General features: G+C 67.0%; 15 protein-coding genes and 1 pseudogene. 15 read left to right on the top strand and 1 reads right to left on the bottom strand.

The genetic code is table 11. The features are described 5' to 3' along the window. Window positions 1–185: 185 nt before the first annotated feature. The 5 genes from rplJ to ACOQFL_RS03885 all read left to right on the top strand — a co-directional run bounded on the left by rplJ (window position 186) and on the right by ACOQFL_RS03885 (window position 3687). On the top strand, window positions 186–701 hold the full coding sequence (gene rplJ / locus ACOQFL_RS03905; protein WP_435542693.1) for a 50S ribosomal protein L10: 516 nt from the start codon (window positions 186–188) through the stop codon (window positions 699–701). A 95-nt stretch (window positions 702–796) separates the two neighbouring features. Continuing rightward, window positions 797–1183 carry a 50S ribosomal protein L7/L12 gene (gene rplL / locus ACOQFL_RS03900; RefSeq protein WP_435542692.1) on the top strand — a complete coding sequence of 129 codons (387 nt, stop codon included), beginning with the start codon at window positions 797–799 and terminating at the stop codon, window positions 1181–1183. A 577-nt stretch (window positions 1184–1760) separates the two neighbouring features. Beyond that, window positions 1761–2255 (top strand): STAS domain-containing protein, encoded by a 495-nt coding sequence (locus ACOQFL_RS03895; RefSeq protein WP_435542691.1) that lies wholly within the window; start codon window positions 1761–1763, stop codon window positions 2253–2255. Between the two features lie 118 nt (window positions 2256–2373). Then, window positions 2374–3144 carry a Mut7-C RNAse domain-containing protein gene (locus ACOQFL_RS03890; RefSeq protein WP_435542690.1) on the top strand — a complete coding sequence of 257 codons (771 nt, stop codon included), beginning with the start codon at window positions 2374–2376 and terminating at the stop codon, window positions 3142–3144. Between the two features lie 177 nt (window positions 3145–3321). Next, on the top strand, window positions 3322–3687 hold the full coding sequence (locus tag ACOQFL_RS03885) for a hypothetical protein (RefSeq protein ID WP_435542689.1): 366 nt from the start codon (window positions 3322–3324) through the stop codon (window positions 3685–3687). An 85-nt stretch (window positions 3688–3772) separates the two neighbouring features. Here the strand turns inward: ACOQFL_RS03885 and ACOQFL_RS03880 are convergent, their stop codons facing one another. Then, window positions 3773–4183, bottom strand: a complete 411-nt coding sequence (locus ACOQFL_RS03880) for a hypothetical protein (protein WP_435542688.1) — start codon at window positions 4181–4183, stop codon at window positions 3773–3775. 379 nt (window positions 4184–4562) lie between these two features. On the opposite strand from ACOQFL_RS03880, the gene ACOQFL_RS03875 reads away from it, so the two are divergent. The 10 genes and pseudogenes from ACOQFL_RS03875 to ACOQFL_RS03830 all read left to right on the top strand — a co-directional run bounded on the left by ACOQFL_RS03875 (window position 4563) and on the right by ACOQFL_RS03830 (window position 18237). Next, entirely contained in the window at window positions 4563–7694 is a 3132-nt protein-coding gene (locus ACOQFL_RS03875; RefSeq protein ID WP_435542687.1) for an ALF repeat-containing protein, read from the top strand. Between the two features lie 358 nt (window positions 7695–8052). Next, a pseudogene (locus ACOQFL_RS03870) lies at window positions 8053–9204 on the top strand (ABC transporter ATP-binding protein); the annotation flags it as partial. A gap of 284 nt (window positions 9205–9488) precedes the next feature. Continuing rightward, window positions 9489–10280, top strand: coding sequence for an MlaE family ABC transporter permease (locus tag ACOQFL_RS03865; protein WP_435542686.1), 792 nt, complete (start codon window positions 9489–9491; stop codon window positions 10278–10280). A 4-nt stretch (window positions 10281–10284) separates the two neighbouring features. Beyond that, window positions 10285–11124, top strand: coding sequence for an MlaE family ABC transporter permease (locus ACOQFL_RS03860; protein WP_435542685.1), 840 nt, complete (start codon window positions 10285–10287; stop codon window positions 11122–11124). After that, window positions 11121–12560 (top strand): MCE family protein, encoded by a 1440-nt coding sequence (locus tag ACOQFL_RS03855; protein WP_435542684.1) that lies wholly within the window; start codon window positions 11121–11123, stop codon window positions 12558–12560. Before ACOQFL_RS03860 ends, ACOQFL_RS03855 begins: the two co-directional genes overlap by 4 nt. Continuing rightward, a complete protein-coding gene (locus ACOQFL_RS03850; RefSeq protein ID WP_435542683.1) occupies window positions 12557–13582 on the top strand; it encodes an MCE family protein in 1026 nt (341 codons plus the stop codon). The genes ACOQFL_RS03855 and ACOQFL_RS03850 overlap by 4 nt, the downstream gene beginning before the upstream one ends. Further along, entirely contained in the window at window positions 13579–14559 is a 981-nt protein-coding gene (locus ACOQFL_RS03845; RefSeq protein ID WP_435542682.1) for an MCE family protein, read from the top strand. Before ACOQFL_RS03850 ends, ACOQFL_RS03845 begins: the two co-directional genes overlap by 4 nt. Continuing rightward, window positions 14556–15788, top strand: coding sequence for an MCE family protein (locus ACOQFL_RS03840; protein WP_435542681.1), 1233 nt, complete (start codon window positions 14556–14558; stop codon window positions 15786–15788). Before ACOQFL_RS03845 ends, ACOQFL_RS03840 begins: the two co-directional genes overlap by 4 nt. Next, on the top strand, window positions 15788–17137 hold the full coding sequence (locus ACOQFL_RS03835; RefSeq protein ID WP_435542680.1) for an MCE family protein: 1350 nt from the start codon (window positions 15788–15790) through the stop codon (window positions 17135–17137). Before ACOQFL_RS03840 ends, ACOQFL_RS03835 begins: the two co-directional genes overlap by 1 nt. Next, window positions 17137–18237, top strand: coding sequence for an MlaD family protein (locus tag ACOQFL_RS03830; protein WP_435542679.1), 1101 nt, complete (start codon window positions 17137–17139; stop codon window positions 18235–18237). Before ACOQFL_RS03835 ends, ACOQFL_RS03830 begins: the two co-directional genes overlap by 1 nt. Window positions 18238–18264: the final 27 nt, after the last annotated feature.

Genomic DNA, 18264 nt, shown 5'->3' with positions numbered 1-18264 from the left:
GGTGGAGAACGAAGGTCCCGTAGAGACGGGCGACCCGCGCAGGAGGACGAGGCCCAGCAGCGCGAGATCACTGTCGCGCGGTGGATGATCTTCCACGCCCCGTGCCGAATGCGCCGGGGCGTTTTTGTCGTCTCAGGGCACTTGGCGACCGGCACACAGTCGCGAGGCACTAGAGAGGAGGCGACATGGCGAGGCCCGAAAAGGTTGACGCGGTCAATGAGCTCTCGGAGAACTTCAGCAACGCGACCGCGACCGTCGTGACCGAGTACCGCGGACTGACCACGGCCCAGCTCAAGGAGCTGCGCCGTAACCTCGGTGAGGACGCGACCTACCGCGTCGCGAAGAACACGCTGGTCCGGCGCGCCACCCAGGAGGCGGGCGTCGAGGGCATCGACGATCTCATCCAGGGTCCGACCGCGCTCACCTTCATCAGGGGTGAGCCGGTGGACGCGGCGAAGACGCTGCGCGACTTCGCCAAGGACCACAAGGCCCTGGAGATCAAGGGCGGCTACATGGACGGCCGCCCGATCTCGGCCGGTGAGGTCGAGCGCATCGCCGATCTGGATTCGCGCGAGGTCACGCTGAGCAAGCTGGCCGGTGCGATGAAGGCGAAGCTCAACGAGACGGCGGCCCTGTTCGCCGCGCCCGCTTCGCAGGTCGCGCGCATGACAGAGGCTCTGAAGGGCAAGAAGGAGGAATGAGCCGTTACCGCCGTTCTCGGCGGTCGGCCCGGTTCTCCCACGAACACCATCCGTGCGCCGCGCGCAGGCGCTGCTGATCCGAAAGGAACATCATCATGGCCAAGATGAGCAACGAAGAGCTGCTGGACGTCTTCAAGGAAATGACCCTGCTGGAGCTCTCCGAGTTCGTCAAGCAGTTCGAGGACACCTTCGACGTCACGGCCGCCGCCCCGGCCGCCGTCGCCGCCCCGGCCGCGGGTGCCGCCGCTGCCGAGGAGGAGGAAGAGCAGGACGAGTTCGACGTCATGCTCGACGACGCCGGTGACGAGAAGATCAAGGTCATCAAGGCGGTCCGCGAGATCGTCTCCGGCCTTGGCCTCAAGGAGGCCAAGGAGATGGTCGAGAACGCGCCGAAGCCGGTCGTCGAGAAGGTCGACAAGGAGCGTGCCAACGAGGTCAAGGGCAAGCTCGAGGAGGTCGGCGCCAAGATCACCCTCAAGTGATCCAGCCGGTGCTTCACGGGGCGGTCGCCTGCGGGCGGCCGCCCCGTTTTCGTCTTGGCCTCCTTCACCCGGCCCGCCCCCGGCGGTGGCTCGGGGGCCGTCAGGCGCGTGCGCTGATCGAACACGAACTCTTGTCGGGAATCCGGCGCGAGCATGCACGGTGTGTTCTCACCAGGGGCTTTAGTCCCCGATCGGGTGATTTATTTTTGGCCGGAAAGTAATAAGAATCCAAGTATTTCGCTGAGTCCCGTCTGAAGAATTCCTGAGAGATTAATACCGCCCGAGCACGTTCGGTGTTCGGTTCGTGGGGCGAGCTTCCCGTGGTCGGCCCGAACGATGATCAACACTCTGACCAGGTATGACGCTGTGTGTGCACGCCGGTTTTGTCCCATTGTGCTGTGAGCTGTTTCTCTTGGCGTCCCATACGGGGGCTGGCTACAGTCGGCGGTGACGTCGGGTCATGCGAAAGGGACTCTGACGGTCGTATTCGCCGAATGCGATACGTCGTGGCGCAATTTTCGGATCAAGAGCGAGACGTCGGCTCTGCGCCACCTTTGGAGACCAAAAGGTGGATCATATGACTGAATCATCGGTTCGGGGAACCTCCTCCGTCGCGGACTACGTACGTGCCGTCGAGGAGAGCTACGAGAACGTGGCGTTCCGGATGACTACGGAGCGACCGCGGCGCGGTGTGATGGTCGTCAACGTGTCCGGCGAGCTGGACATGGTGACGGTTCCCCGGTTCGCGGAACTGGTCCAGCAGCGGTTGGAGTCCTCGGCATCGGTGGTGGTGCTGGACCTGACCGGTGTGACCTTCCTCGGTGTCGAGGCGATCAAGGTACTGGCGCAGCTGGATCTGCGAGCGCATATCACCGGGAAACGCCTGTCCCTGGTCACCGGTGTCCGGGCGGTGGACCGCCCGCTGGAAGCACTGGGCCTGGCGGGCCGCTTCACCTACGGCAGCAGGCCGGTGTTCGAATCCGCCGAGCGTGACCCGGGCGCCGCTTCACGGCGTGCTCCGATGCCCCCTGAGCCGAGAACGGGCAGCCACGAGGCCGCGATGAGTCGTTGAGCGCGGTGTGGGCCCACTGTGTGAATGGCAGTGCGGTCGCGGGGGCGGGCTCCGTAGCGTGTGAGCCCGCCCCCGACTCGTGTTCGGGAGCGGATCGAAACGGGAAGCCGTGACCTGGATGGCGCCAGCGGAGCCCTGGAGCGGTCGAACGGGTGGACACGCGGTACTCGTCCGACCCGCGCGGGAACTGCTGCTCTTCGTGGGTCCACGTAACCGAGGAGCACCGGTTCGGGTGCCGCACGACGGCACCGCCGCGCTGGGGCATCTGGTGCAGTCCACTGGGGTGCCGCTGACCGAGGTCGGCGGGCTGTGGTTGGACGGCGTGCCCGCGGAAGCGGGGGACCGACCGTCCGACGGCGGCATCGTGGACGTCGCACCCGTGCGTTACCCGGAGCGAATCAGAGATCGCTTCGTGCTGGATGTGCACCTCGGCAAGTTGGCGCGCCGGATGCGGCTGCTGGGGATCGACACCGCCTATCGCAACGACGCCACCGACGACGAGCTGCTGGACCGGGCCACGCGGCAGCGAAGGGTGCTGCTGACCAGGGATCGTGGTCTGCTCCGGCGCCGCGCGCTGCCGGAAGGCGCTTACGTCTACGCCTCCGATCCTGCCCGGCAGCAGAACGAGGTGCTCGCGCGGTTCGAGCCGACGCCGCGGCCCTGGACCCGCTGCGTCTCCTGCAACGGGCGGCTGGTTGAAGTGCCGAAGGCCGAGATCGCGGCCAGGCTGGAGCCCGGCACCCGCAGGTGCTATGACGAGTTCGCCCGCTGTGTGGCATGCGGCAGGATCTACTGGCCCGGCGCGCACAGCCCTCGGCTGCGCGCCATCGTCGAATCGGCGCTGCCTCGGGCCGCGCGAGACGATCATCGTGCCAAGGGACGGCACTGAAGGCCGGGTCGGGGCGAGTCGCTCCGGAGCGCGGAGCCGGACCGGGCCCGCGCCGCTGTTTCGGGGAGGGCGCGCGGCAGTGGTCGGCGGTCGATGCCGACGATCGCCGCCGGAACCGGTCACGCATGGCATGTCGCTCGTCGACACTGGGTAACGAGCCCGGTTAATATGCCGAGTATGCCGATCTCGTCGAAGTTCCGGGAGCGTATTCAGCGGTTTCTGGAGACCGGTGAACGGATCCGCTACGTCTTCCCCGCCGAGATCCTGGGCAGCATCTCGCCCGGTGTGGTCGTGGTGGTCAGTCAGCAGTCGATCACCGTGCTGTCGACCGGCATCTTCAACCGGAACAAGCCGAAGGGCGTGCTCTCCAAGAGCCCGCGCGGTGTCCGACTCGGGCCGGTGGACACCAACGCGGCGGCCTGGTTCATGTTCAACGGGGTGCACTACGAAGTGGACGACGAGTACGTGCCGGTGGTCAACGCCGCCGACGCCGAGCTCGGCTCGCCCGACCAGGTCCCGCAGGACCCGCTGCCCGAGCTGTGAGGTGCGACCCGAATCGTGATCCCCTTTCCTGGGTGAGTCGCGCTGGGCTGTTCCCCGGGCACGCTGTCGCTCGGTTCGTGCTTCGTCAGTCCACAGTGCTGATACCGATGCCGTATCGACGGTAGACATCCTTCGCGAACTCGCGGGTGCCGTACCTCGGCACGTAACACTCCCACCACGGGTGTTTCGCCGGATCCTTCACCGGTTGGTCGTGCAGAATCGAGCGGAGTCCGGCGTCGATCTCGTGCACCCGTGCGCGGAGAGCTTCGATCTCCTCGTGCTCGTTGAGTACCGGGTCGTTCAGCGCGAGTTCGAGCGAGTCCCTGGCCTGCAGGTCGAAATCGTACTCGTCGGTGTTCCAGTCGTAGCCCTCCTCGCACGTTTCGACGTGGTCCCGCCACATTTTCAGGCAATTATCGGTACTGCTGGTTCTCCAGCTCCCCGCTTCGAGCTGCGCCGCACGAAACCGTGCCTCGAAGGCGTTCTCTTCGAGCATTGTTTCTCGTCTCTCCTTGTTCAGTGCGTCCGGTATTCGGTGGTATCCGTCGAACGGGTTTGTCCGCAAGCAAATTAACCACGGGCAACACTGCTTGTGGCGTAATTCGTTAGTTCTTTCAGGGTATCGATGGTCGGGCTCGACAGCAGATCGGGAGGTGTCAAATTTTTATGCGAAACACCACATCGGATTGCGTGTGCCTGTCAGTGATTTTATTGAATCGTGATAAAATCATTTTTCGTTCCGAAGTGTTGCCCGCGTGATCTTGACGTGCGAATGTTTACTGTCGCGTGTTTCGCGATGATCAGGGAGAACCCACGTGTCAGGACACGACAGGAACAGACGTGTCGCCAAGCGCGGCACCCGATACCGTGCGGGATTGTCAGTCGGTATCGCGGTCACCACGGTTACCGCCATAATGGGCAGTGCACCGCTCGCGTCGGCGGAAGCGAGCACCGTCTCGCCGAGTGAGCGCGCGCAAGTTGTGCAGCTGTGGCAGGACGGTGGGCCGGCCACGCGTGATGCCGCCGCCGAGGCGCTGGCGAACGGCGACGACGCGATGCTGGATTTCCTCAACGGTGGGCAGGAAACCGCCGCGCACCAGGATCTGCGGCTTCGCACGGTGCGAATCATGAACAAGGGCGGTCCCGCCACGAAGCAGGCCGCCAACCAGGCACTCGAAGCCGACACCGACGCGGCGTTGCGGGAATTCCTGGATACCGGTTGGAAGCAGCCCTACCACACCGATCTGCGGTTGTGGGTGGTGCGGACCAAGGCAGCCGGTGGTCCCAGCGTGTCCAGCGCGGCCGAAACAGCGCTGGACACCGATACCAATACCGCGCTGGAGGAGTTCCTTTCCACCGGTTGGAAGGAGCCTCACCACACCGACCTGCGAGTGCGTGTCGTACAGGCCCTAGCCGCGGGCGGACCGCATGTGAAGGAAGCAGCCGAGCGCGCGTTGGAGGCCGACACCGACGTCGCGCTGCGGAACTTCCTCGAGTACGAGCGGGAGGCGGCGCGAGCACGCGACGCGGAGAAGGCGACGGTCACCGAGTTGGTGGAGCGCGCCGAGAAGGCGGGCGAGAAAGCCCGTGACCGAGCTGACGCCGCGAAGCAGGCGGGCGAAAAGGCCGCGCAAGCGGCGGAGAAAGCCAAGCAGGGTGCCCAGCGGGCGAAGGAGGAAACCGAGGCGGCTCAGGGAAACACCGCGAGAGCCAGCGCTGCCGCACGGGAAGCGGCCAGGTTGGCGGACGAAGCGGCCCGGGCCGCGGGAACCGCGATTTCGGCGGCGGCAGCGGCGGATCGTGCTGCCGCGACGGTGGCCGATGCCACTTCGCGTTCGGCATCCGCGGCGAGTCTGGCGGGAAGGGCGGCTTCACGTGCGTATTCTGCGGCCTCGGTTGCCGCGCGTGATGCGAGTGGAGAACAGGCTGCTCGCGATGCCGCCGCGACGGCACGGGACGCGGCGGCGGGAGCCGAACGGGCCGCCGAGGCTGCTCGCGGTGCGGGCAACGTCGCCGACCAGGCGACCAGTGCGGCTCAGGCGGCGGCCAGTGCTTCCGACGAGGCGGCAGCGGCCGGTGTGGCGGCCGAAGAGGCGGCGCAACAGGCCGGGGTGTCCGAGGATGCGGCCGTGACCGCGGAACAGGCGGGTGCGGTGGCACGGGCTCGGGCGCAGCGTGCGCGACAGGCCGCCGAGGCCGCGACCTCTCTCGCCAACCGTTCGGGAGACGCCGCGGACGATGCGGCGGTCGTTGCGGACTCCGCTACGCAGCGGGCCACCAGCGCCGCCGACGCGGCGGAGCAAGCAGGCGAGGCCGACGATGCGGTGGCCGAGGCCACCCGGCACGCCAACGCAGCGATCGAAGCCGCGAACGCCTCCACAGCGGCGGCCGAACAGGCGCGCGAGGTCGTGAAACTGGCGCGTGAGGCCGATGCCGAGCGACTCGCGCAGCAGAAGCAGCGCACCATCGGGCGGGCCGAGGAAGCGGAGCAGGCGCGGCAGGAGAAACCGCAAGAAACACAGTGGGACGCTCTCGAAGAGGAGCGTATCGACTCGAAGACCCAGCAGCTCCTCGCTGCTGCGAGCGCGCCCGATGCCTCACCCGAGACGGTGCTGAGCAAGGGCAGGCAGGCAGCGGTCAACATCATGCGGACCGGAGGTCCTTGGAGCAAGCAGGCAGCGCAACACGCGTTGTCCGGCACCGAGGCCGATGTGCGGCAGTGGGTCGAGTCGGGACGCGAGGCGGCGATGAACTCGGACAACCGCTCTCGGGTCGCTCGCATCTCGGAGGTGGGCGACTCCCTCGACCTGCGGCAGGCAGCCGAGCAGGCATTGCAGGGGGCGGCTGCCGAGATCAATGAATTCCTGGCCAATCAGGATTACCCGAACCGTGCTACCGACGAGCGGGTTCGCGCGGTCCAGATCCTGTCCGGCGCTATCGGGCCAACCGTCGAGGAAGCGGCCCAGGCGGCGCTGAACGGTACCGAGGCCGATGTTCACCAGTTCCTCGTCGAGGGACAGTACAGTGCTCGTGCCACCGATCATCGTGTCAGAACGGCCCAGCTCAAGGATGGTGGTGGTCCGCACGTGCGGGCTGCCGCCGAAGCGGCTCTGCGGGGAACGGCTGCCTGGACCAGTTCGTTCGTGGGGTACGGGCAGTACGTCGCCGAGCAGCGTGATCACAGGGCTGCTGTCCACAACGCGGAGATGAACAGGCTCGTCGAGCGAGGCCTGCAGGCGACCGCGGACGCGCGGCGGCAGGCCTATGAGGTGGCCCAGGCGGCAGCCGAAGCACGTGGCGCGACCGCGGAGGCGGACGAGTACGCGCAGCAGGCGGCCGATTCCGCGAGCCAGGCGACCGAGTACTCCGGCCAGGCGCAGGCATCGGCCGACGAAGCGCAGGCGGCCGCACAGCGGGCGATTGCTTCGGCGAGTGCGGTCAGGGAAGCGGCCGATTCGGCGAAACAGTCCTCCGAAGAGGCTGCGAATTATGCCGTCAGTGCACAGCGTTCCGTATCCGACGCTCACGATTACGCCTCGGAAGTCTATTCCGCCGCGGACGAGGCACGTGAGGCCGCGCTGCAAGCGGATGAGGACGCCGCCGCTGCCGCGGCAGCGGCTGAGCAGGCCCGAGTGGACAAGAGGGAACAAGAACGAGCGAAGTACACGGAGAAACGGAAGAACCGGCCGGAGGTTACCGAGCGAGAGATCGAGTTGGCTTCGTCCGAGACCGACGAATGCGTGGCGATTCACCCCTCTGGTAGTCCGGAAATGGCGGGGTGTCTGCAGCGGATTCTTACCGGAGTGGAGGTTACGGAAAAACCGTCGGGTGAGGAATTCGACCGCGGAGAGTGCTTCGGCTCGGGTATGCTCGTTTCCGGGGAAGTGATGGAGCTCGCCGGAACGATGTCGACTGTTCCTGGGTCCTTCGGAAGTGGTTCGGAAACAGCAGTGGCCGAGGTGATATCCACAGCGTCCGGTATCTCCGCGCTGAAAGCTTGTTCCTGAATCGAAGAGCTGGAGTGACGGGTTCCGCGAGTAGGGCGGTTCGAGCATTCACGAATGCATTCCGACGCCGATTGTGCTGTTTCTGTGACTCCGCGGGCCGAGTGTGCGTAACCGTGGCCGGTGCTCCACCGTGGGGCACCGGCCACGGTGCGTTTTCGTCCCTCGATGAATACCCCTACCGCATCCCGACGACTGAAATCCGTTCGCGACTCCGGAGTAACCCAGCCGCGCCGGGCTCGTTGACCGCTGTGACGCGTTCAACGCTCGTTAAGCGTGTCACAACTGTCAGGTTTTCCGCCTGACCAGCGACCCGGGCCGCGTGCAGGCGTGGGTGTCGATGAGCGACGTGGAGGTGCGGATGGGTGTCGAAGTGGCCGTCGAGGGACTTTCCAAGTCCTTCGGGTCGCAGAACATCTGGTCCGACGTCACGCTGACGCTGCCCACCGGTGAGATCAGCGTGCTGCTCGGTCCTTCCGGGACCGGCAAGTCGGTGTTTCTGAAGGCCCTGGTCGGTCTGCTCAACCCGGAGCACGGCAAGGTCGTCATCAACGGAGTGGACGTCTGCGACTGCTCGGAGAGCCAGCTCTACGAGGTGCGCAAACTCTTCGGCGTGCTGTTCCAGGACGGCGCGCTGTTCGGCTCGATGAACCTCTACGACAACATCGCCTTCCCGCTGCGGGAGCACACGAGGAAGGGCGAGACCGAGGTCCGCGACATCGTGGGCGAGAAGATGGAGATGGTCGGGCTCGTCGGCTCCGAGGAAAAACTGCCGGGCGAGATCTCCGGCGGTATGAAGAAACGTGCCGGACTGGCCCGCGCCCTGGTGCTCGAACCGGAGATCGTCCTGTTCGACGAGCCGGACTCCGGGCTCGACCCGGTGCGCACGGCCTACCTCAACCAGCTGATCGTCGATCTCAACGCGCAGACCGACGCGACGTTCCTGATCGTCACCCACGACATCAACACCGCCCGCACGGTCCCGGACAACATCGGGATGCTCTACCGGCGTCACCTCGCCATGTTCGGGCCGAGGGAGCTGCTGCTGACCTCCACCGAACCCGCGGTGGAGCAGTTCCTCAACGGCCGCAGGGCTGGTCCAATCGGGATGAGTGAGGAGAAGGACTCCGGGCAGACCGCGGCGGAACTCGCCGAACTCGGCGACGACCAGGGCGTTCCCGAGATCATTCCGCAGCTGGGCATCTCGCCGGGAGTTCCCGAGCGGGTCGCGGTACGCCGCAGGCAGGACCGGGTCATGGCGGATCTCGACTCGCTCGAACCGGGAGCTCGCCAAGCCGTGGTCAACAGCCTGTCCGACTCCGAGCGCGCCCGCTACGGCCTGGTCGGGGACGCCGCCCCCACCGGGCCGATCGACCTCGGCGCCGAGCGGTGGAACGCCGACAGCGGTGACACCACGCGGATCGCCGGAGAACCGGGATTCGCCGAGGAACTCCCCGCCGAGCGGGTGGCGCAACTGCCACCGGAACAACACGCGGCGAACCGGGGCGGTGAGCTCGCACCGGACACCCCAGAGGGGACGGGCCCCGGACAGGACGCGCCGCGGCGGGACGCTCCCGGGCAGGAGGAACCGTTCGACGCCGACACGACCCAGCCGGTTTCCGGGTCCCCGAAGCCGCGTCCCACCCCGCACCCGCGCCGGGCTCCGGAACAGCCAGGTCCCGAACAGCCGGTACCCGAACAGCAAGCCACGCAGCAGCCGCAACCGGTCGGTTCCGGCGAACCCGCCGCCTCCGGTGGCCGCAAGCGCCGCCGGTTCTGGCGTAAGCGGGGTGAGCGGTGAGCGCTCCGACCCGAACCAACATTCCGGGCACCGGGGCACTGCGCGAGACCGGCAGGCTGTTCGCGCTCGGTCTCGACGTGCTCCGCCTGCTGCCCAAACGCCCGTTCCAGCTGCGCGAGTTCATCCAGCAGTGCTGGTTCATCGCCGGTGTCACGATCATGCCCACCGCGATGGTGGCGATCCCGTTCGGCGCCGTGATCGCGCTGCAGCTCGGATCGCTGACCCAGCAGCTCGGCGCGCAGGCCTTCACCGGCGCCGCGAGCGTGCTGGCCATCATCCAGCAGGCCAGCCCCATCGTCACCGCGCTGCTCATCTCGGGCGCGGGAGGCTCGGCGATCTGCGCCGACCTCGGTTCCCGCAAGATCCGCGATGAGATCGACGCGATGGAGGTGCTCGGCGTCTCGCCGGTGCAGCGGCTGGTGGTGCCGAGGGTGCTCTCGGCGATGCTGGTGGCCGTGCTGCTCAACGGCATGGTCAGCGTGGTCGGCGTGCTCGGGGGCTACTTCTTCAACGTGATCATGCAGGGCGGCACGCCCGGCGCCTACATGGCGAGCTTCGGCTCGCTGGCGCGGCTGTCCGACATCTGGGTGGGCGAGTTCAAGGCACTGATCTTCGGGTTCATCGCGGGCGTGGTCGCCGCCTACCGCGGTCTCAACCCGCCACCGGGACCGAAGGGGGTCGGCGAGGCCGTCAACCAGTCGGTGGTCGTGACGTTCCTGCTGCTGTTCGCGGTGAACTTCATCATCACGCTGCTCTACCTGCAGATCTTCCCGGCACAGAGGTTGTGAGGGAATGACCACTATCTCCCGACGCGCGCGCGAAGTGGCGCGGCGTCCACTCCGGACCCTGGACGGGCTGGGCGACCAGATGTCGTTCTACCTGCGGGTGCTGGTGTGGCTGCCCAAGGCGATCGTTCGCTACTCCAGGGAAGTCCTGCGGCTGCTGGCCGAGGTCAGCTTCGGCAGCGGTGCGCTCGCGGTGATCGGCGGCACGGTCGGCGTGATGATCGGCCTGACCATGTTCACCGGTGTCGTGGTCGGGCTGCAGGGCTACGCCGCGCTGAACCAGCTCGGCACCGCCGCGTTCTCCGGCTTCGTCTCGGCCTACTTCAACACCCGTGAGATCGCGCCGCTGGTCGCGGGGCTGGCGCTGTCGGCCACCGTCGGCTCCGGTTTCACCGCCCAGCTCGGTGCCATGCGCATCTCCGACGAGATCGACGCGCTGGAGGTCATGGGCATCCCCAGCCTGCCCTACCTGGTCAGCACGCGGGTGACCGCCGGTTTCGTGGCGGTGATCCCGCTCTACGTGCTGGGGCTGCTGACTTCCTATCTCGCGTCCCGCGCGGTCACGATCTTCGTCTACGGCCAACCGCCCGGTACCTACGACAAGTACTTCAACCTTTTCCTGCCGCCGCAGGACGTGCTGTGGTCCTTCGGCAAAGTGCTCGTATTCAGCGTGGTGGTGATCATGACGCACTGCTACTTCGGTTACCGCGCCAGCGGCGGCCCCGCCGGGGTGGGGATCGCCGTCGGCCGCGCCGTGCGCACCGCGATCGTGTCCACGGCGGTGCTCGACCTGCTGCTCAGCCTCGCCATCTGGGGCTCGACGACCACGGTTCGGATCGCCGGATGAGCAGGCGCGGACCCGGACCGGTCAAGCGGCGCCTGATGGGCCTGGCGCTGCTGATGAGCATGGTGCTGTTCGTCAGCCTGACCGTGGCGATCTACCAGAAGGCCTTCAAACCCGTGGTCGAGGTGCAGCTGCGCGCCGCGTCCGCGGGCAACCAGCTGCGTCCCCGCTCCGATGTGAAGGTGCGCGGCATGCTGGTCGGCAAGGTGCGCGAGGTGCGTGCGGCGGGTGACGGTGCGACGCTGCGGCTGGCCCTGGAGCCGGACAAGGTCGACAGCATCCCGTCCAACGTCACCGCCCGGCTGCTGCCGAAGTCGCTGTTCGGCTCTCGCTACGTCTCGTTGCGGATCCCCGACCGGCCCGCGGACACGCGGCTGTCCGAAGGGGACGTGATCACCCAGGACCGCACCGAGACCTCGGTCGAGCTGCAGAACGTGCTCTCCGACACGCTGGAGGTGCTGCGCGCGGTGCGGCCCTCCGAGCTGTCGGCCACCCTCAACGCGCTGAGTACCGCGTTGGAAGGCAGAGGTGAGGACATCGGCCGTACCCTCACCCGGCTGAACACCTACCTGGAGGGGCTCAACCCGTCGGTGCCCGATCTCAAGCGCAACCTCCGCGAGGTCGTCGGTTTCGCCCGAACCTACGAACAGGCGGCACCGGACGTGCTCAACGCGCTGGACAACCTGACCACCACATCGAGGACGTTGGTGGAGCAGCGGGAGCAGCTGCGCGTGCTGACGCGGCAGACCACCAGGACCTCCGACGACCTGCGGGGCTTTTTGGCGGAGAACCGCGACAACCTGATCCGGCTCAACTCCTCGGCGCGGCCCACCATGGACGTGCTGGCCAAGTACGCGCCGGAGTACCGATGCTTCCTCGACGACCTGGCCGAGTTCATCCCCCGCATCGACCGGGCATTCGGCAAGGGAACCGACGAGCCGGGGCTGCACATCACGCTGGAGATCACCTCCGATCGGGGCAAGTACGTCCCCGGCAGGGACGAGCCGGAATTCCGGGACAAGCGCGGTCCCCGCTGCTACAACTTCGAGAACGCGCCCACCCCCTTCCCGCAGTACCCGCCGGACGGCCCCGTCAAGGACGGCTCCCACAAACCACCGCCGGCCCGGAGCTCCAACGGCGGCCTCAACCCGCCCTCGGGTATCGAGGACTACCTGCCCACCAGCGGTGAGAGCGCCGATGCCACGACGAGTGATTCCTCGGCGAGTGGCTCCTCGGGCGGTCAGGGCACCGACTCGGCGGCGAGCACCTCGCCGCAGTCGGTCACCACCGGCAGCGAGCTGGTGAACTCCTCGGCCGAACGCGAGTTCGTCTCCACCGTGCTCGCCCCGACGATGAACGTGTCCCCCGAGCGGGTTCCCGGGTGGAGTTCGCTGCTCGTGGGTCCGCTGCTGCGCGGAAGCGAGGTGAGCTACGAATGAGCGGACGTTCCATCACCGGCCCGCTGGTCAAATTCACGATTTTCGTGCTGGTCACCGTGCTCGCCACCGGAGTGCTGATCCTGACCATCGCCAATCAGGGGCTGCGCGACTCGAAGTCCTACACCGCGCTGTTCACCGACGTCACCGGGCTGAAAGCGGGCGACGACGTGCGCATCTCCGGGGTGAAGGTCGGCCAGGTGGAAAGCATCGGGTTGGTCGACCACGGCACGGCCAAGGTGGACTTCACCGTCGCCGAACAGCGGCTGCCGAAGTCGACCCGTGCCGCGGTGAAGTGGCGCAACCTGATCGGGGAGCGCTACGTGTCGCTGCGGCAGGGAGCCGGCGAGGTGGACGACTACCTGTCCGCGGGCTCGACCATCCCGTTGGAACGCACCCAGCCACCGCTGGACCTCAACGCGCTGCTCGGCGGTTTCCAGCCGCTGTTCCAGGCGCTGTCACCGAAGCAGGTCAACAAGCTCTCCTTCGAGATCATCCAGGTGCTGCAGGGCGAGGCGGGCACCGTGCAGAGCCTGCTCACCCACACCGCCTCGTTGACCAAGACCATCGCCGAGAAGGACAAGGTCATCGGCCAGGTCATCGACAACCTCAACAAGGTGCTGACCACGGTCAACGACCGTCGTGACCAGCTTTCCGGGTTGGTTTCCCAATTGCAGGAGTTCGTCTCCGGTCTGGCCGCCGACCGCGGCTCCGTGGGCAGCGCCATCACGGCCATGGACGAACTGACCAACACCACCGCCGGGCTGGTCGAACAGGCCAGACCCCCGTTGCAGCAGGACATCGCCGGGCTCCGGGAACTCTCGGCCAACCTCAACGAGAACAAGACGGACGTGCGCGATTTCCTGCGCAAGATGCCCGACAAGCTCAACACCATCAGCAGGACCGCGAGCTACGGCTCCTGGTTCAACTTCTACGTCTGCGAGGTCTCCGGCACGGTCGGTGTGGGCGAGACCGACATCCCGCTGCCGTTGATGCCGGTTACCCAGCCGAGGTGTCGCCCATGAAGTCCTTCCGGAAACGCGACCCGGTCAAGATCGGCATCGCCGGACTGCTGGTGCTGGCACTGGGATTCCTGCTGGCGATGAACTACAAGAGCCTGCCGTTCGTCTCCGGCACCACCTACACCGCCAACTTCAGCGAGGCGGGCGGTCTCGCCGAGGGCGACACCGTGCGCGTGGCAGGGGTGAAGGTCGGCTCGGTCACCGGGGTCGAACTGGACAACGCCCACGTCAAGGTCACCTTCGACGTGCAGGACGCGTGGGTGGGCGACGGAACCGTGGCCGCCATCAAGGTCGGCACCCTGCTCGGCAAGAAGTACCTCGCCCTCGACACCAAGGGCGAGAACCGCCAGTCCACTTCCGAACCGATCCCGCTGCGGCGCACCATGTCGCCCTACGACGTCATCGAGACCTTCAGCCAGTTGTCCGAAACCGTCGACAAGGTCGACACCGCGCAGCTGGCCAAGAGCTTCCGCACCCTGTCGAACACCCTCTCCGGCACCTCGGAGGAGATGCGCGGCACGCTGCAGGGGCTGTCCCGGTTGTCCAACACGATCTCCGAACGGGACCGTCAGCTCAAGGAGCTGCTGGACAAGACGAACAAGGTGGCCACCACCGTCGCCGAGCGCAACACCGAGATCGAGAAGCTGCTGCGAGACGGCAACCGGCTGCTCGCGGAACTGCGGCAGCGCAGGGACGCGATCAAGTCACTGCTCGACGGGGTGACGAAACTGTCCCGCCAGCTCACCGGGCTGGTCGAGGACAACTCGGCGCAGCTGGGACCGGCGCTGCGGCAGCTGGACGAGGTGACCAAGCTGCTGCAACGCAACCAGGAGAACCTCGGCAAGAGCATCGAGCGCATGGCGCCGTTCACCCGGCTGTTCTCCAACGTGCTCGGCAACGGCCGCTGGTTCGACGTCTACCTCTGCGGGTTGTTGCCACCCGCGGTCGGCCCGATCAACCAGGAGGGCTGTCTGCCATGAACCGACTCGGCAAACCTCCCCTGACCAGGTCGTTGGCACTGGGAAGCGTGCTCGCGCTGTTGGTCACCGCGACCGTGTGGTGGGTGTTCTACGGGGTGGACCAGCGCCGCGTCGTCGCCTACTTCGACAACGCGGTCGGCCTCTACGAGGGCGGTGAGGTGCGTGTGCTCGGTGTCCAGGTGGGAAGCATCGACACCGTGACACCGCAACCGAACCGGGTCCGGGTGGAGCTGAGCGTGCGCCGCTCGTTGGAGATCCCCGCCGACGCGGGAGCCGCCGTGATCTCGCCCAGCGTGGTGAGCGGCAGGTTCGTGCAGCTGACCCCGGTGTACGACGGTGGTCCGAAGCTGGCAGCCGGGGCGACCATCCCCAACGAGCGCACCGTGACTCCGGTGGAGATCGACGAGGTCTACCGGAGTCTCGACGAACTCTCCACCGCGCTCGGCCCGGAGGGCGCCAACTCCAACGGTGAACTGAGCAGGCTGCTGCGCACCAGCGCGAAAACCCTGCGGGGCAACGGTGAGCTGATCTCCCGCACGCTGCGCGACCTCGGTGAAGCGGGCAGCACGCTGTCCGGCAGCAGCGAGGACCTGTTCTCCACCGTGGACCAGCTGCAGCGGATCACCTCCAACCTCGCTGAGAACGACGAGCAGGTGCGCAGGTTCAACAGCCAGATGAGCGACATCAACCAGCTGCTCGCGTCGCAGCGCGACGACCTCGACACGGCACTGTCCGAACTGGCCCTGGCACTGGACAGGATCGAGAAGTTCGTCCGGGAGCACCGCGGGAAGCTGCGCAGCAACGTCGAGCAGCTCAACTCGGTGGCCAAGGTGCTGGCGGACCAGAACAAGGCGCTGCGCGAGACGCTGACCGACGCGCCACTGGCGCTGGGCAACCTGCAGAACTCCTACAACGCAGCTTCCGGGACGCTGGACACCAGGGCCAACCTCAACGAGCTGCGACAGCCCCCGCTGGTGCTGCTGTGCAAGCTGTTCAAGCAGATCAGGCCGGAGAGCCAGCAGGGCTCGCTGGCGAACGTGCCGTCGGGACTGCGTGACGGCTGCGAGTCGGTGAGTTCCTTCCTGGGCAACGGCGGTGAGCTGCTCGACCCGACGGAGACCATCGCCAAGCTGCAGCAGGGCAGCAAGCCAGACCTGCCGTTGCCGCTGCGGCGCAGCAGCGACGAGCTCTTCCAGGGCTCGCAAGGGTCCGGACCGAAAGGACAGTGATGGCCACGCCGCACACACCGTCCGACCCCAGCACCACTCGAACCGCCGCGGTTCGAACCGCCACCACGCGGTTCCGGCCGCTGCGTCGCGTCTCGCTGGCGCTGCTGACCACCCTGCTGGTCACCAGCGGCTGCGGACTCGGCGACTTCAACGGGGTGCACAGCCTGCCGCTGCCCGGCGGGGCCGACGTGGGTGACGATCCCTACACCGTCAAGGCGCGGTTCGACGACGTCACCGACCTGGTGCCCAACGCCGGTGTCCGGGTCAACGACGTGCCGGTCGGCAGGGTCTCGGACGTCGAACTCGTCGCGGACTCCTGGCGAGCCGAGGTGACCATGACGGTCCACGACAAGGTCGACCTGCCGGGCAACGCGCTCGCCAAGATCGAACAGTCCAGCCTGCTGGGCGAGAAGTACGTGGAGCTGTACCCGCCGCCGGACTCCGAGCAACCGAAGGGCGAACTCGGTGAGGGGGACGTGATCCCCAACGGCCGGACCGGGCGCGGCCCCGAGGTGGAGGAAGTGCTCGGCGCGCTCGCCATGCTGCTCAACGGTGGCGGCATCGCCCAGATCCAGAACATCGCCGAGGAGCTCAACAAGGCCCTGGACGGTCGTGAGGCCCAGGTCCGCGACCTGCTGTCCAACATGGATCAACTTGTCGGCGAGCTGGACGAGAGCAAGGACGACATCACCGCCGCGTTGGACAGCGTCAACCGGCTCAGCGCCACGCTCCGCGAACAGCGCGGCAACATCGAATCAGCCCTGCGGGATCTCGAACCCGGCCTGAAGGTGCTGAACCGGCAGCGGCAGCAACTGGTGACCATGCTGGAGTCGCTGGACAAGCTCTCCGGAGTCGCCACCGATGTGATCGACAAAACCAGGCAGGACATCCTGCACAACCTGCGCAAGCTGCAACCGGTGTTGCGCAATCTCGCCGCCGCCGGTTCGGACCTGCCGAAATCGCTGCAGATCCTGTTCACCTACCCCTTCACCGACGCGGCCGTGCAGGGAATCAAGGGTGACTACACCAACCTGTACATGGACGTCGACCTCAACCTCTCGCGCATCACCGAGAACCTCGGACGCAGCAGACAGCCGTTGCTCGACCTGCCCGGTGAGTCGAGCGGTTCCCAACTGCCCGACATGCCGCTGCCGCTGTCCTCCGGCTCCCCGGGGCGGTCCTCCGGTTCCTCCGGCCAGTCCGCGGGCTCCGCCGAGCAGGGCAACGGGCAGGGCGGGCAGCCGAGCACGGCCGACTCGCCCGAACCGACGGAACCCTCCACCGAGCGGGACGACTCCTCGGGAGAGGACGGCGGCGGCTTCCTCGACTTCCTGTTCGGAGGTGACTGATGCTCACCCGCAAGGTACGTGTGCAGATCGCGGCCTTCCTCGTCGTGGCGCTGGTCGGGGTCAGCTACGCCGGAGCCAGATACGCGGGACTGGATCGGCTGTTCGGACCGCGGGGTTACGTGGTGACCGTCCAGCTGGCCGACTCCGGCGGCATCTTCCCCAACGCCGAGGTCACCTATCGGGGCGTGCAGGTGGGGCGAGTGGGCGAACTCGAACTCACCCCGGATGGAGTGCGGGTTCCCCTGGACATCGAGTCCGCCGCGCCGCGGATCCCCACCGACGTGCGGGCCATCGTGGCGAACCGCTCGGTGGTCGGTGAGCAGTACGTGGACCTGCGGCCGAAGAACTCCGACGGCCCCTACCTGCACGACGGCTCGGTGATCCGCGAACGGAACACCGAAACCCCGCTGCCGGTCGAGGACCTGCTCGCCAATCTGGACTCCTTCGTCGAGTCGGTGCCCGAGGAGTCGCTGCGCACCGTGGTCGACGAACTGGGAACCGCTTTCGAGGGCAACGGCGGGAACCTGCAACGCATCCTGGACACCACAGACGAGTTCACCGCCGAGGCCCAACGCCACCTGCCCCAGACCAAGAAGCTGCTCTCCGACTCGGCCACGGTGCTGGAGACGCAGAACGACCAGTCCTCGGCCATCAGGTCGTTCAGCGAGGACCTGCGGCTGGTGTCGCGGCAGCTGGAGAAGTCCGACGGTGACATCCGCGCGGTGCTGGATCGCGCACCGGAGGCCGCCCAGCAGGTCAGCGGAGTACTGCGCACCACCGGCCCCGCCCTCTCCGGGCTGCTCGCCAACGGTATCCCCACCGCCAGGGCACTCTCGGACAACAGCGCGGGGCTGGAGCAGCTATTCGTCACCTATCCGGCGGTCAGCGCCGGTGGCTTCACCGTCGCCCCCGGGGACGGGTCCGCGCACTTCGGGTTGGCGCTCAACGTCTTCGACCCGGTGCCGTGCGTGTACGAGAGCACCGAGCGCCGCGCGGGCAACGAGCTGGGCGCGGTGCCGCTGAACACCGACGCGCGTTGCGAGGTTCCCGAGGGAAGCCCCACCGCTGTACGCGGAGCTCACAACGCGCCTGGTAACTGACGACGACAGCCCTGGTAACTGACGACT

This window comes from Actinopolyspora sabaoui (assembly GCF_051225635.1).
Classification (GTDB): Bacteria; Actinomycetota; Actinomycetes; order Mycobacteriales; family Pseudonocardiaceae; genus Actinopolyspora.
The sequence above is the reverse complement of the archived record's forward strand: the minus strand, read 5'-3'. Positions and strand labels throughout refer to the sequence as shown.